Genomic DNA, 15,473 nt, shown 5'->3' with positions numbered 1-15,473 from the left:
CAGCTTTGGTTGCACAATAATAGAAGATTGTTTTCTGATGAAGATAAAAATCCAGATTTGTTTGGTTATTTTCTACTCAACACATTAACTGCGTGTGGTGATAATAGTTTTCAGCCTATTTACTTGCTGCCTTATTTGTCGCCTAAATTCTACAAAATATCAGAGGAAGAAAAAGCCTGACAAGCGGCAAAAAAGAGCGACAATAGCTGATTTAAAACAAGGATGCACAAGCCAGCGCCTATTGCATACTGAGGGTGTGCTCAATGGTGTATGTTTGGGGCAACTTTCTAAACGATGAAGTAAATATATTACTGAGCAGCAACATAGTGATAGAAAGCTGGCAAGCTGATCCGAAAAGTATCGCCCAAGTCATCGCGTTGATGGTAGCTTATTACTATTTGGCGAGAAATATTAGAAGTACAGACCCAGAACAAGCGCGTAAATACTTTATTAAGAGTTTAAATTATCTTCAAAGCGAGCATATTCGTAGACTTGACGAAACTCTCTACCTTGAGCATCCAGAAGTTGGGGTTTTTAGTTTTCTAACCAGTACCACGATGAAGCATAATCTGGGTGCACTAGTAAAGCGCGATCATGAACATATGACATGCACTTATCCTAATGAAATTAAAAGCAGTTTAATGAACCCGAAACTCTCTGAAGAAAGCAGAAAATATATATTGCAGTTTTCATGTTTAGGCTCAAATTCAGATATTAACTTTAAGGATTTTATTATTCGTTGGGAATAATAAATTTTATCGATTATTAAAAATGAAAGAGCGACGTAAATTATTTTATACTAGATTAAGTGAAAACCTAAAGAAAATAGATTTTTCTAGTAAAAATTTAAAATCAAAAGTGACAAAGGGAAAGTTAGAGCTTTGGTTTAATGATGGAATGCATGCTTTAATAAATATAACAACTTTTGTGACGCACCATAAAAAAGGAGAGTTTGGAGCAGATGTTGGAATAATTATTTCCTCTGGTAAAATATTCAAACTATTGAATGATACAAGATTATTTAACGAATACCCAATCTATGATAGAGAAAGGTTGTATGTTGCTACCCATCATAATTTTGTGCCAAAGCATGAAGTTGATGGGCTTTATAATTTTTATTTAGACGTCGATATTGAAAAAGAAGTAAATAAAATAGTTGCGCATATAAAAAATTATACTTTGCCAATTGTGTATGGCTTTCAAGAAGATTATGAGTTTTTATTAACTATATATGATAAGCCAATAATTGGAATTTATGCAGGTTTAAGCAATCCATTTTATATCGGAATTATTTTATGTCTATTAAATAATACAGAAGATAAAATAGATAAAATTATGAGCTATGCTTGTGGTGAACATGCCAGTAGATACATTGATTTTTTTGAGTCTGATTATCAATTAGGCATAAAAAAATTGAAAGAAGCTTTAATTAAATTGGAATGATCTGACGAAAGCAGCAAGTCTGTAAATAATTTATTAATTATTTATATGCGAAAAATTGCCCATTAAGTGTGAAAAATAATAATGAATACGCCCCTTAATTAAGGGGCGTTGTTGTTTTTATGGCATGTCTTTAAGTAGGTGTACCGCGAGTGAGCGCAGTGGGGTTAGTTGTTGGCTTATCAGTAAAAGTTGGGTTTGTAATAAACGTAAAGTGTCATCTTCTTCGTCTGTACTATCCCGCAAGCGGTAGGTCTGAGTAATCTCTGTTTCATCCTCTAGGCTGATGTCTTTACGTTTTTCCAGTTGCTTGGCAATAACCAGTAGGCTGTGATGAAGCTGGTCGGCTTCACGCTCAAGCGAGTTATAGGTAGGTGCATCAGCTAGGTTTTGCCGGTGCGCACCTAGCGCAGAAATATAGCCTAGTAAGGTATGGGATAGCAGCAGAATACGAAAACCAATATCGGTATCTCGTCTAAACTGTCCGGGTTCTTTGAGCATATTAGAAAGCATGCCGGATAAAGCTGCATCAGCATTATGTGCATTACGGCGCGCAATGCGGTATTTCATATCGTCGGTTTTGCCTTGGCTGTACTCTTGCATAATTTGTGCAAGATATAGGCTGTTTGCTTTTAACGCGCGGGCCACCACCTTGTTTAATTGCCGACCTTGCCAGTCTGGCAAAATAAAGAATACCGCTAAACCAGCTAAAGCACTGCCTAAAAGCGTGTCGGCAAGGCGAGGTAAAAACAGGTTATAACCATCGCCTATTTGGTTAAAACAAACCAATACCATCAGGGTAATAGCCGCAGTCGATAAGGTGTATTTAATGGTACGAGTGGCGAAGAAGGTAACGCCGGCAGCGACAGCAAAAAAAGCCTGAATCCACAGGTTGGGAAATAAATTAAATAGCACCCAACTGGCAGCTAAACCAAAGACTGTACCTGTTACACGCTGAATAAGGCGAATGCGTGTAGCGCCATAGTTAGGGCGGCAAACAAATAATGTGGTGAGAATAATCCAAAAACCCTGATTAAGATCTAAGGCGTGCATTAGTCCGTAGCCTGCGCAAATGGCAATAGCTAGGCGTAAAGCATGGCGAAAGAGGGAGGATTGAGGCGTTAATTGTTGCCAGATGTTTTCAAAGGCTTCTTTAAGTGACTTGGGTTCACGGTCAAAAATTTCACTGTCTTTATTTAGATTTAACGCATCAGGGTTGCTGGCGCTGCGCAATAAATGATCCAGAGCGCTTAGATTGTTGGCCAGTGCGCGTAAGGAGCGTAATAAATCACGCCATTCGAGATTATTTTGTTGCTTTAAATAAGCAATAGAGCTTTGTAAATCCTCTAATGCGGCACTATGCCCAGCCCCATAATCAAACGGTTGACGTAGCTCTAAGGCTTTAGCTAAAGCTTTGCAGGCATCGCCTTGCTCACGCAATAAACGTAAACAGCGGTATAAAACGTCACTATGGAAAAAGGTATTCGTGAGTTCGTTATATGGGTAGTGCGACGAGCTAGCACGTTCATGAATGTCCTGTGCTAAAAAATAGAGCTTCAAATAGCGTCCAATTTTTGCCTTAGAACGGGCATTACTCACACGGTGCAAAATGAGCGTTTTCGTATGATTAAGCGCCTCCACAACCTTGCCATTTTGTTGCGCTAAAGCGATACGGCGCTCTTCTAAATTAAGGTTACGCAATGGTTCAAAAAGGTTTGATTTGGCTTTTAGGTATTGGCATTGTGCTCGAAATAATCGCGCTAAACTCAGTTGCAATGGTTGTTGATTAAACAAACCATGCCAAATCACTGAAATCAGCCCATACCAAGCAGCACCAAAGAGTAGGTAAATAGTGTCTTGCCCGAAATGTTTGCTGACACCATGGTTCTGCTCTAAGCCAATCATGGTATAGACCGACAAAATTAATGAGGCCTGTGCGATAGTCGCGTAGCGCTCGGCGACAGCACCTAGCATGGTTAAACTAAAGCTAATAATAAAGAGAAAAATCGCGAATAACCAAGGGTAGGGGTAAACCAGCTCTACACTAATAGCTGTAATAGCAAAGCAAATTAATGTGGCCATTAGAGCAAAAAGGCGCCCTTGCCATGTGTCATCGCTTTCAGCTAAAGCGCTAGCAATAACACCAAGAAATAGGGGGATCATCGCCGATAGCGGTCCTTGCCACCAGCTCCAGAGCATGCATCCTGCCAGTGCGATGAAAAACCGAACACTAGGCCCGAATTTGTCAAAGGCCCATAAACGGCGTAAAGAGAGGCTTAAGCGTGAAACAGTCATGACAATTACCTTAAACCTGAAACAGTAACGTCATAGTAATAGATATTTGAGCTAACTAGCGAGTGCTGTTAGTGCTTAAGCGTAAATTTTCCATAATGAAGGATCTTGCAGGTTACGAGTCGACACATAGCGTGGAGTGCCACTTACTTCTTCTAGCTCAGTAGTGCCACCTAATTGATCCACAATACGGTAACGCTTACCTAAATTGCGATCTTCTAATGGGTATAAGCGGTAAATTTGTTCAGCTAACTCAGATAACGTAGTCATTTTTTCACTCCGTAAAAAAAGATAGTTATTTTATATATCTTTAGAGTGACAAAATGATTAAGAGTTCATGTAAGTATTATGACGATGCCGTAGAAAGCGACTACGGCATCACAGTTTGCGGTTATTTTAACCCAGCAGCCTCTCGTAGAGCGGTTGCGCGATCTGTTTTCTCCCATGTGAAAGCAGTAAAAGTATCTTCGCCGACCGTCATATCAAATGGGTTGCGACCAAAATGACCATAGGCTGCGGTTTGCTCGTACATAGGGTGAAGTAAATCAAGCATTTTAGTGATGGCGTATGGGCGCAAATCGAAGTGTTCACGAACCAATTGAATGATCTTCTCATCACTAATTTTATTGGTGCCAAAGGTATTAATAGAAATAGACGTTGGCTGGGCAACGCCAATAGCATAGGAGACTTGAATTTCACAGCGATCGGCTAAGCCGGCCGCCACAATATTTTTTGCTACGTAACGACCCGCGTAAGCCGCGCTACGGTCAACTTTTGATGGGTCTTTACCTGAGAAGGCACCGCCGCCATGCCGCGCCATGCCGCCATAGGTGTCTACAATAATTTTACGACCGGTTAAGCCACAATCACCCACTGGGCCGCCAATCACAAAGTTACCTGTTGGGTTGATATGGAACTGCGTATCTTTATGCAATAAATGCGCTGGAATGGTGTTTTTAATAATCAACTCCATTACAGCTTCACGTAAATCTTTCAAGCTAACGTCAGGGTTGTGTTGGGTCGACAGCACAATAGCATCAATACCGACCACTACGCCGTTTTCATAGCGGCACGTAACTTGGCTTTTGGCATCTGGGCGTAACCAAGGTAGTAAGCCGCTTTTGCGTGCTTCGGCTTGGCGCTCTACTAAACGATGGGCAAACGTAATAGGGGCTGGCATTAAAACACTAGTTTCGTTGCTGGCATAACCAAACATTAACCCTTGGTCGCCTGCACCTTGATCTTCTGGCTTGCTGCGATCAACGCCTTGGGCAATATCTACTGATTGTTTGCCAATAATATTAACAATGCCACAGGTTGCACCGTCGTAGCCTACATCAGAGCTGTTGTAGCCAATATCAACAATAACATCGCGTACCAGTTGCTCTAAGTCGATCCAAGCGTTGGTTGTGATTTCACCAGCAATAATAGCAACCCCTGTTTTGACTAAGGTTTCGCAGGCAACACGGGCTTGTTTGTCTTCAGTAATAATGGCGTCAAGAATAGCGTCAGAAATACGGTCAGCAATCTTATCTGGATGGCCCTCAGATACAGATTCAGACGTGAAAATTGAATATTCGCTCATAGCGGTTCCTTTCTAGTTTACCGTGAGAGAAGCTTTAGTATTCGGCTTAGCGAAGTGTCGTAGCTGAATCTGAAAGCCATTTTTTAAACCTAAATACAGACTTTCGCTGGGGATAAGTCCGGCTGCATTCGCCCATTGGGCAAGTTCTTCTTGGTCAAACCCTAACCAAAGATCGCCGCAGGTATCTTTCGCCCAGCTTTGATCATGTTGGCATAGCTCAGTAATTAATAAGCTGCCACCTTGTTTCACTAAGCGCGCCAGTCTATGCAATGCTTGGGCAGGTGCGGCAAAGTGATGTAAAACCATGTTCACAACCACACAGTCGGCTGGTGCTATATCGTCAGTTAGGGCATCAGCTAATTGTAAGTGAACATTTTTTAGATTTTGTTGCTGGCAAAGGTTTTGTGCCAGCTCTAACATGTGAGCGCTATTATCAAGGGCGCGTACATGGGTGAAACGCTTGGCCAGTTCAGGTAAAAAACCACCATCACCAGGGCCAATTTCCATGACATCCGCTGTTTTGCTAAAACCTAGGGCGTCTAATAAAGCCAGCAAGCTATCGCGAAACTGAGGTACACCGGCAATTAAATCTTGTCGACTGGGAAAATCCTCAGCAAATTTCGCAAAAAACTCTTGGCTAGCCTGTGCTCTTTGTTCATGCACAAAGTCAATGCGCTGTTGAATCTCATCGCTTAACACCAGTTGGTCTATGTCCAATAGCAGGCTGCGGTGTAGGTTTTTTAATACACTGTCATTTTTGGCTAACGCACGACGGTAAAAAATAGCATTGCCTTCACGGCGTGTAGCCACTAAGCCAGCTTGTGCAAGTACCTTTAAATGATGACTAATGCCAGATTGTCCTGTAGAAAAAATATGAGCTAACTCTAAAACACCAAAAGAATCATTGCTTAATGCGCGCAAAATATTTAGCCGCAAGGGCTCTCCTGCGGCTTTACAAAAGCTCGCAAGTATTTCGTCGGTGATAGAGATCGTTATTTCTTCGTTCATGGTGGGGCAGTGTAGACTGAGAAAAGCATCACTTCAACAGCTATATCAAATTTTTTTGATATTACCTTGCGTGGCGTTATCTGTTACAAAACTAAGCAAATAGGCATAAGTGATAGCAGATATTTCGTTTTATTTCGCCAATGGCTTGTTTCTAGCATTGCTCCTTGCGCGCTTGTGGGGGAAAATGGCGTTTTAAAAACCGTCTTTAGATTCTGTAGGAGATTCAACGATGCCCACTCGTCGTGAGCGTGCTAATGCCATACGCGCACTAAGCATGGATGCCGTGCAAAAAGCCAAAAGCGGCCATCCAGGTGCCCCAATGGGCATGGCCGATATTGCCGAGGTGTTATGGTGTGACCATCTACAACACAATCCGGCAAACCCACAATGGGTGAATCGCGACCGTTTTGTTTTATCCAACGGTCATGGCTCCATGTTGCTCTACTCATTGCTCCATTTAACAGGGTATGACGTTACCCTTGATGACTTAAAAAATTTCCGTCAATTACATAGTCGCACACCTGGGCATCCTGAGTATGGTTATACCGCTGGCGTTGAAACCACGACAGGCCCACTTGGCCAAGGTATTGCTAATGCGGTTGGTTTTGCCCTTGCGGAGAAAGTACTCGCAGCGCAATTTAACCGTGAAAACCATGCCATTGTGGATCATTACACCTATGTGTTTTTAGGTGATGGCTGCATGATGGAAGGTATTTCCCACGAAGTGTGCTCATTAGCAGGCACCTTAGGTTTAAACAAGCTTATTGCTTTCTATGATGACAATGGCATTTCTATTGATGGCAATGTACAAGGCTGGTTTGGTGATGATACGCCAGCACGCTTTACAGCCTATGGCTGGAATGTCCTACCTAATATTGATGGTCATGATGGCGAGGCTATTGCTAAGGCGATTGAAGCGGCTAAAGCCAGTGATAAACCAACACTTATTTGCTGCAAAACGACTATTGGTTTTGGTTCACCTAATAAAGCCGGTAAAGAATCAAGCCATGGAGCGCCTTTGGGTGATGATGAAATCGCACTAACCCGTAAACAACTGGGTTGGAACCATGGCCCTTTTGAAATCCCAGCCGATATTGCAGCGGAGTGGGATGCCACAGAAGCAGGCGCTAAAGCACAAGCTGCTTGGGATGCTAAATTTGCTGCCTATGCGCAAGCCTATCCAGAATTAGCTGCAGAATATACGCGTCGCATGGCAGGTGAGTTGCCAGCTGACTTCGCTGCAAAAGCAGCCCAGTACATTGCAGATGTAGCGGCTAAAGGCGAAACCATTGCCAGCCGTAAAGCCAGCCAAAATGCACTGAATGCGTATGGTCCATTACTGCCTGAACTATTAGGTGGTTCTGCTGACCTTGCAGGTTCTAACCTGACATTATGGAAAGGCTGTAAAGGTTTAACTGCCGACGATGCATCAGGCAACTATGTATTCTATGGCGTACGTGAGTTTGGTATGAGTGCCATTATGAATGGTGTTGCTCTGCATGGTGGACTCATCCCTTACGGTGCTACCTTCTTAATGTTCATGGAGTACGCGCGTAATGCGGTGCGCATGTCCGCGTTAATGAAGCAACGCGTACTCTATGTATTTACTCATGACTCCATTGGTTTAGGTGAAGATGGCCCAACTCATCAGCCAGTTGAACAAATGGCTAGCTTACGTACTACGCCTAACTTAGACACATGGCGCCCATGTGATGCGGTTGAGTCTGCTGTGGCGTGGAAATACGCTCTAGAGCGTAAAGATGGACCAAGTGCGCTGATTTTCAGCCGGCAAAACTTAGATCATCAAGCCCGTACAGAAGCACAAGTTGCCAATATCAACCGTGGTGGTTATGTACTAAAAGACTGCCAAGGCGAGCCTGAGCTTATTTTAATATCTACTGGCTCGGAAGTCGGCTTGGCGGTTAAAGCCTATGATGCGTTGACCGCTCAAGGACGCAAGGTACGAGTTGTTTCTATGCCATCAACCAATGTGTTTGATGTGCAAGATGCGGCTTATAAACAAAGTGTTCTACCTATTGAAGTAGGTGCACGTATTGCCATTGAAGCCGCACATGCTGATTTCTGGTACAAATACGTAGGTTTAGATGGCCGCATTATTGGTATGCATAGCTATGGTGAGTCAGCACCTGCAGAACAATTGTTCGCAGAGTTTGGCTTTACCTTAGATAACGTATTGTCTTGCGCCGCTGAACTATTGGAAGACTAATTAAGTCATCAGCCCTAGCCTTGGCTAGGGCTATCTTCTAAATAAGGTTGTAGCATGTCATCGCGTCCCTTTCGAATTGCATTAAATGGTTACGGGCGTATTGGTCGTTGCGTTTTGCGTGCCTTGCACGAGCGCAAGTTGCCAATAAACCTTGAAATTGTCGCGTTAAATGATCTTGCCGATCAAGCCAGCATTGAGTACTTAACACGCTTTGACTCTACCCATGGACGCTTTCCTGGCGAAGTTGAAGTAGAAGATAATTGTCTGCATATTAATGGGCAGTGTGTGCAGGTGTTGCGCCAAGCTGAACCAGAAAATATTGACTGGCAAGCGCTTAATATAGACTTGCTTTTGGAATGCTCAGGGCAATACACCAGTCGCGATCAAGCCATGCGTTTTATTCGTGCAGGTGTGCCGCGCATGCTCTTATCACAGCCTATGGCAAGCGCAGAAGATATAGATGCAACTGTCGTTTATGGCTTTAACCATACGACATTAACTGGGCAGGAAATATTAGTTTCTAATGCGTCATGTACCACCAACTGCGGGGTGCCTGTGCTAAATGTGTTGAATCAAGCCTTTGGTATTGATCAAGCCTTTATTACGACAATTCATTCAGCCATGAATGATCAGCCCGTGATTGATGCGTATCATCATCCAGATTTACGTCGTACCCGCTCGGCATTTCAATCTATTATCCCAGTGTCAACAGGTTTAGCCCGCGGAATTGAACGACTATTACCCGAACTAACCGGGCGTATTACAGCCAAGGCAATGCGTGTGCCGACAGTGAATGTCTCTTGTTTAGATATCACTGCTCATGTACAGCAAAGAGTGGATAAACAACAGGTGAATACTGCTTTGCAAACAGCCGCTAAGCAAGGCGTCTTACAAGGTTTATTAGGCTATACCGAGTTGCCACATGCCAGTTGCGATTTTAACCATGACCCTCATTCGGCGGTATTAGATGCCAGCTTAACCCAAGTGTGTGGTGAGCGAATGCTGAATATAGTGGTCTGGTTTGACAATGAGTGGGGCTTTGCCAATCGCATGCTAGATACAGCCCATTACTTTTTAACAAAAGCTGCCACCAATAGCCCAGTAAAGGACTAAGAATGACTGTTTTGACTATGAAAGATATTGATCTTGCTGGTCAGCGAGTGCTGATTCGTGAAGATCTTAATGTGCCAGTTAAAAATGGCCTAGTTACCAGTGATGCACGTATTCTAGCGGCGCTGCCAACGATTCGTCTTGCCCTAGAAAAAGGCGCAGCAGTACTGGTTTGCTCACACCTAGGTCGTCCTGATGAAGGGCAATTTAGTGAAGAAAATAGCCTAGCTCCCGTTGCGGCCTACTTAAGTAAAGCACTGAATCGAGACGTTCCTTTAGTACGTGATTACTTAGAGGGCGTAGAGGTACAAGCAGGTGAAATCGTACTCTTAGAGAATGTACGCTTTAATCTGGGTGAAAAGAAAAACACAGATGAATTGGCCAAAAAATACGCGGCGCTGTGTGACGTCTTTGTGATGGATGCTTTCGGCACAGCGCACCGTGCTCAAGGTTCCACACATGGTGTAGCAAAATTTGCTAAAGTAGCCTGTGCAGGGCCTTTATTAGCTGCTGAGCTTGATGCCTTAGGCAAAGCGCTAGATAAACCAGCGCGACCAATGGCAGCCATTGTGGCAGGTTCAAAAGTATCGACTAAGTTAGATGTGCTCAATAGTTTATCCGAGCTATGTGATCAGCTTATTGTTGGCGGTGGCATTGCCAATACATTTTTAGCGGCTGCTGGTTTGCCTGTTGGTAAATCGCTTTATGAGCCTGAATTGGTAGAAACAGCCAAACAAATTGCAGCTAAAGTAAGTGTACCATTACCTGTTGATGTGGTAGTTGCCAAAGCTTTTGCAGCAGATGCACAGGCGACAGTAAAGGCAGTGGCGGATGTGGCAGAGGACGATATGATTTTAGATATTGGCCCACAAACAGCCCAGCAATTTGCTCAACTACTAACTAGTTCAGGCACTATTTTATGGAATGGTCCTGTGGGTGTATTTGAGTTTGACCAATTTGGCAACGGCACAAAAGTGTTAGCGCAAGCTATTGCACAAAGTTCGGCGTTTTCTATTGCAGGCGGTGGAGATACCCTTGCAGCAATAGATAAGTATAATGTAGCACAAGATATTTCTTATATTTCTACTGGTGGTGGAGCTTTCCTTGAATTTGTTGAAGGAAAAGTATTACCAGCAGTTGAAGTTTTACAGCAGCGCGCAAAAGCGTAAGCTTATTTTATGTTTAGCCAGCGTGCCAAGCTGGCTAAAAACACTTAATTAATCCCAAGTAGGAGACTACTTATGGCACTAATTAGCATGCGTCAAATGCTTGATCACGCCGCTGAATATGGCTATGGCGTACCAGCATTCAACGTAAATAACTTAGAACAAATGCGCGCTATCATGGAAGCAGCGGATAAAACCGACTCCCCTGTTATTGTGCAGGCATCAGCAGGTGCACGCAAATATGCTGGCGCCCCTTTCTTACGCCATTTAATTTTGGCGGCAGTTGAAGAATTTCCGCATATTCCAGTATGTATGCATCAAGATCATGGCACTAGCCCTGATGTTTGTCAGCGTTCAATTCAACTGGGTTTTTCCTCAGTCATGATGGACGGTTCATTAGGTGCAGATGGTAAAACACCAACGACCTATGAATACAATGTTGAGGTTACTCGTCGCACAGTTGAAATGGCCCATGCGTGCGGTGTTTCTGTTGAAGGTGAGCTAGGCTGCCTAGGTAGCCTAGAAACAGGCACAGCAGGCGAAGAGGATGGCATTGGCGCAGAAGGCAAGCTAGATCTAGAGCAGATGCTGACTGATCCAGAAGAAGCGGCTGATTTTGTACGTAAAACCCAAGTAGATGCTCTTGCTATTGCGATTGGTACTAGTCACGGAGCGTATAAATTCACTAAACCACCTACAGGCGACACCTTAGCCATTGAGCGTATTAAAGAAATCCATAAACGCATCCCTAATACGCACTTAGTCATGCATGGATCAAGCTCTGTACCTCAAGAATGGTTAGCTATTATTAATGAGTTTGGTGGCGATATTAAAGAAACTTATGGTGTGCCTGTTGAGGAAATTGTAGAGGGCATCAAGCACGGCGTACGTAAGGTCAACATTGATACTGACTTGCGCTTAGCTTCTACAGGTGCAATGCGCCGCTTTATGGCACAAAACCCTAGCGAGTTTGATCCACGTAAGTTCTTTAGCGAAACAGTTAAGGCCATGCGTGATGTGTGTATCGCACGTTACGAAGCCTTTGGTGCAGCGGGACATGGTTCAAAAATTAAACCAATTTCTCTTGAGAAAATGTATTTGCGCTATGCCAGCGGTGAATTAGACGCTAAGGTTAACTAAAACAAAAAGCCCACCAAATAGTGGGCTTTTTGTTATTGAAACTTCAAGTTACATATCTGGTCATTTAGTTTGACCAGTGACAAATAATCGCAGGCTAATAGTTTGTTATAGTGTTTGAATATTAGCTTATGCATAAAGTAAGCGGGGAGAAATCATGCAAGGGAACAAAGAAGTTGTTGAATGTTTGAAAGTATTATTGCGTGGCGAGCTAGCGGCTCGTGACCAATACTTTGTTCATTCACGCTTATACGAAGACATGGGGTTAACCAAGCTCTATGAACGTATTAATCATGAAATGGAAGAAGAAACTCAGCATGCTGACGCTTTACTAAAGCGCATTCTATTTCTAGAAGGCAAGCCTGATATGTCGCCAGAGTCATTTACCTATGGTGTTGATGTACCAGACATGCTGCGTAAAGATCTTGCTTTAGAATACAACGTACGTGCTGCTTTAAGTAAAGGCATGGCTTTATGTGAAGCACATGGTGACTTCGTTTCACGTGATCTGCTACTTGTACAATTACAGGATACCGAAGAAGATCACGCTTATTGGCTAGAAAAACAGTTAGGCTTGATCGAGAAGATTGGTCTTGAAAACTATTTACAGTCACAAATGAATTAACTTGTGTCTGTGGTCATGTAAAGCTGAATGTTCAGCTTTACTTTATTTACCCAACAACATCGATGTGAAGGGGAATTAATATGATTCGTAAATTAGCTTTAGCTTCAGTTTTAGCAGCGCTTACTGCACCAGCATTCGCAGCAGACTGCGCTGTAACTATTGAAGGCACTGACCAAATGTCTTGGAATCTATCAAACATTGAAGTGAGCAAAAGCTGCACTAAGTTTGATGTGACGCTAAAACACGTTGGCACCTTGCCAAAAAATGTAATGGGTCATAACTTTGTTTTAACTAAACAAGCAGACTACCAAGCCGTTGCGCAAGAAGGTATGGCTCTAGGTTTAGACAAAAACTATGTTAACGACGCTGATGCACGCGTAATTGCACACACTCCAGTCATTGGTGGTGGTGAATCTGCAACGGTATCTATTGACGTTAGCAAACTATCAGCAGATGAGGCTTATGAGTATTTCTGCTCATTCCCAGGCCATTTCGCAATTATGAAAGGTACTCTAAAACTAGTTGATTAATACTAGTGGTTAGCCAATGAATATGTTGGCTAATTGAGCACTTTGAAAGCTTGATCCTAGTAATAGGGTCAGGCTTTTTTATTTCTATAAGGTCAATTGCAACATATGAAAAAATACATTGTATGGGCTTTGCTAGTGCTCTGTTGCAGCCAAGCTCAAGCTGAAACTATTAAGTGTAAACCTGTAAAAATAATCACAGGTGATACCTTTACATGTGAACAGGCGGATAAAAAAATAATCACCGTCAAATTAAATCAAATTGAAGCGCCAACATTAGCTCAAGCATATGGACAGGAAGCTAAACGGTTTTTATCTCGTTATTTAGATAGATTTGTTGAACTTGATATTTATGGTGATAACGAGGCTGAGCCAATAACAGCGACAGGTTATATTTATAGGAGGTGTAGTTGCAACCCAATAGACCATCCGTTAGCTGACTTAAACAAGTCAACAGACTGTGGTTGTCGCTCTGATATCAACAAAATAATGATTGACCAAGGTTATGCATGGCATTCACCCTTTAGCCAAAGCAATCCTGAATATATCAAAGCCGAACAAGAAGCTAGAAACAATAAGCGTGGCTTGTGGGCAGACCCTAACCCAATAGCGCCTTGGCAATGACATAACTAGCCGAATTAATACATAGTTTGATTATGCTAGGATAGATAACTAATTCATAAACCTACTAAGCCGTATTGATCTTTCGCTGACGTAGAGTGCACGGCATACGCAACTAATATTTGAGAAGTTCTGATGATCAAAATTTTCGCTGTTGTGTGTAAAAAACTGCTACTAAGCCTGTTATTGTTGTTACAGGTAGCCTGCGTTGGTATACAAAAAAATGATACTGTCGTTTTTGTGGCTAAGCCAACTTGGATTTCAGGTATTAAAGTGGGAGATAACTACAGTAAAGACTTCCCTGACGCAGTTCAAGGTGAGCATATAGAAGTAGTGAATGCGGGTTTTTGGCTAATGAGTACTCAGCAAGAAACCAAGCTGGCTTATGAGTTTGCGTTAAAAGTTATACAGCCATTTAACCGTAAAGTTTATTCACGAGCCATACTGGCTGACCCCAGTGATGTGGATCATCCGTTTGTTTATGATCACTCTTTAGATATGAACACACCCGCTACTTTGGTCCGCCATAACCATATTGAAGGCCTGCAAGATGGGCAACAATACACACTCTATTTTGAGTTTTATGCTGACCCTGAGCGCACGCATTTAATAGAGCGTATTGAGCAACCTATACGTTCAGCGTTAATACAAGAGAATAACTGTGTCTACTTTGGTAAAGTACTGAGCCAAGAACGTTTTAATCAAGAAAAGATGGCATTGTTTTGCGCAAAATAACTTAACGCTTAATTGGTTGTATGAAATTTACTTACGCCTGGTGTCTTGCTGAAATGTACTAAGCTATCTAATAAAATTTCAGCCGCAGGACCCAGTGGCTTAACCTTAGTGGTGTATAGATAGAAACGATGAGATTGAACTTGCCCCGGTTCTAATTTAATGGCTTTTAACTTACCACTGGCCAACTCGGCAGTTATTAAATGCCTAGGCAGCCAAGCAAAACCTAAGCCATTACTAACAAAATGAATAGCTGTTTCAAAGTTAGTCACTGTCCAGCGTTGTTGCGCATGTAACCAGCCCATATCGCGTGGGTTGATACGACCTGAATCACGCAACACCACCTGTAGATGCTGGGTAAGCTCATGCTCTAGGTTGATACCTGTATATTTATGCAAAGGATGTTCAGGATGAGCGACAGCAACAAACTCAATCAGGTCTAATTCAACAGGTAGATAACCATTAATTTTTAATGTGCTAACAATGATATCAGCCTTACCGCTAAGTAGTAGCTCTTCACTTCCAGACAAAATTTCTTCACTTAGCGTTAACTTGCAGCCTTTACTTAAGGGCATAAAAGCACGTAATGCAGCCATTAATCGTTCTTTAGGGTAAGCCGCATCTACAGCTAGGTGCAGTTCAGCCTCCCAGCCCTTTTCAATGTTACACGCCAAGGCCTCCAGAGCTAGTGCGTGATCTGTTAATTGACGTGCTTGGCGCAAAAGGATTTGCCCAGCCTCTGTTAGCACTGCTTTGCGACCATCAATACGCAATAAAGAAACCCCAAGCGCCTCTTGCAAGCGGTTAATGTTATAGCTAACAGATGATTGTGATCTATGCAGGGCGCTCGCTGCTTGGGCAAATCCGCCATGGTCGATGACAGCTTGCAATGTACTCCATTGCTCTAGTGATGCACGAGGTTTTGCCATATAAAATATTTAAATTAATAATGATAGATTCTAATTTTGCATTGTATGTGATTTTCTAGAATATCAATATATAA

The 15,473-nt window shown here is 42.7% G+C and carries 15 protein-coding genes; 10 read left to right on the top strand and 5 right to left on the bottom strand.

Annotation, left to right across the window (positions count from 1 at the left end; translation table 11 throughout):
* Positions 1–263: 263 nt before the first annotated feature.
* Positions 264–749, top strand: a complete 486-nt coding sequence (locus tag VQ643_RS12485; RefSeq protein ID WP_414200131.1) for a hypothetical protein — start codon at positions 264–266, stop codon at positions 747–749.
* Positions 750–771: 22 nt separating this feature from the next.
* Positions 772–1,443 (top strand): hypothetical protein, encoded by a 672-nt coding sequence (locus tag VQ643_RS12480; protein ID WP_414200130.1) that lies wholly within the window; start codon positions 772–774, stop codon positions 1,441–1,443.
* A 117-nt stretch (positions 1,444–1,560) separates the two neighbouring features.
* Here the strand turns inward: VQ643_RS12480 and yccS are convergent, their stop codons facing one another.
* The 4 genes from yccS to VQ643_RS12460 all read right to left on the bottom strand — a co-directional run bounded on the left by yccS (position 1,561) and on the right by VQ643_RS12460 (position 6,325).
* A complete protein-coding gene (gene yccS, locus VQ643_RS12475; protein WP_414200129.1) occupies positions 1,561–3,735 on the bottom strand; it encodes a YccS family putative transporter in 2,175 nt (724 codons plus the stop codon).
* A gap of 75 nt (positions 3,736–3,810) precedes the next feature.
* A complete protein-coding gene (locus tag VQ643_RS12470; protein WP_414200128.1) occupies positions 3,811–4,002 on the bottom strand; it encodes a hypothetical protein in 192 nt (63 codons plus the stop codon).
* Positions 4,003–4,123: 121 nt separating this feature from the next.
* Entirely contained in the window at positions 4,124–5,317 is a 1,194-nt protein-coding gene (gene metK / locus VQ643_RS12465; RefSeq protein ID WP_414200127.1) for a methionine adenosyltransferase, read from the bottom strand.
* Between the two features lie 12 nt (positions 5,318–5,329).
* Positions 5,330–6,325: an ArsR/SmtB family transcription factor gene (locus VQ643_RS12460; RefSeq protein WP_414200126.1), complete on the bottom strand. Its 996-nt coding sequence runs from the start codon at positions 6,323–6,325 to the stop codon at positions 5,330–5,332.
* A 229-nt stretch (positions 6,326–6,554) separates the two neighbouring features.
* Here VQ643_RS12460 and tkt point away from each other — a divergent pair, with 229 nt between their 5' ends.
* From tkt to VQ643_RS12420, 8 genes are all read left to right on the top strand, one after another.
* Positions 6,555–8,552: a transketolase gene (gene tkt, locus VQ643_RS12455; RefSeq protein ID WP_414200125.1), complete on the top strand. Its 1,998-nt coding sequence runs from the start codon at positions 6,555–6,557 to the stop codon at positions 8,550–8,552.
* Between the two features lie 54 nt (positions 8,553–8,606).
* Entirely contained in the window at positions 8,607–9,665 is a 1,059-nt protein-coding gene (locus VQ643_RS12450; protein ID WP_414200124.1) for a type I glyceraldehyde-3-phosphate dehydrogenase, read from the top strand.
* A 2-nt stretch (positions 9,666–9,667) separates the two neighbouring features.
* Positions 9,668–10,831, top strand: coding sequence for a phosphoglycerate kinase (locus VQ643_RS12445; protein ID WP_414200123.1), 1,164 nt, complete (start codon positions 9,668–9,670; stop codon positions 10,829–10,831).
* 72 nt (positions 10,832–10,903) lie between these two features.
* The gene (fba, locus tag VQ643_RS12440) at positions 10,904–11,968 is read left to right on the top strand and encodes a class II fructose-bisphosphate aldolase (protein WP_414200122.1); all 1,065 of its coding nucleotides are present in this window, start codon (positions 10,904–10,906) and stop codon (positions 11,966–11,968) included.
* Between the two features lie 154 nt (positions 11,969–12,122).
* The gene (gene bfr, locus VQ643_RS12435; RefSeq protein ID WP_414200121.1) at positions 12,123–12,590 is read left to right on the top strand and encodes a bacterioferritin; all 468 of its coding nucleotides are present in this window, start codon (positions 12,123–12,125) and stop codon (positions 12,588–12,590) included.
* Between the two features lie 80 nt (positions 12,591–12,670).
* On the top strand, positions 12,671–13,120 hold the full coding sequence (azu, locus tag VQ643_RS12430) for an azurin (RefSeq protein WP_414200119.1): 450 nt from the start codon (positions 12,671–12,673) through the stop codon (positions 13,118–13,120).
* Between the two features lie 105 nt (positions 13,121–13,225).
* Positions 13,226–13,741 (top strand): thermonuclease family protein, encoded by a 516-nt coding sequence (locus tag VQ643_RS12425; protein ID WP_414200118.1) that lies wholly within the window; start codon positions 13,226–13,228, stop codon positions 13,739–13,741.
* Between the two features lie 132 nt (positions 13,742–13,873).
* Complete coding sequence (locus tag VQ643_RS12420) at positions 13,874–14,473, top strand: hypothetical protein (RefSeq protein ID WP_414200117.1); 600 nt, start codon at positions 13,874–13,876, stop codon at positions 14,471–14,473.
* Between the two features lie 8 nt (positions 14,474–14,481).
* Here VQ643_RS12420 and VQ643_RS12415 read toward each other — a convergent pair whose 3' ends face one another.
* Entirely contained in the window at positions 14,482–15,399 is a 918-nt protein-coding gene (locus VQ643_RS12415; protein ID WP_414200116.1) for a LysR family transcriptional regulator, read from the bottom strand.
* Positions 15,400–15,473: the final 74 nt, after the last annotated feature.

The sequence above is a fragment of the Pseudomonas sp. F1_0610 genome, assembly GCF_047470865.1.
Taxonomy (GTDB): domain Bacteria; phylum Pseudomonadota; class Gammaproteobacteria; order Pseudomonadales; family Pseudomonadaceae; genus JAZDRH01.
This window is presented reverse-complemented; position numbering and strand designations above follow the sequence as displayed.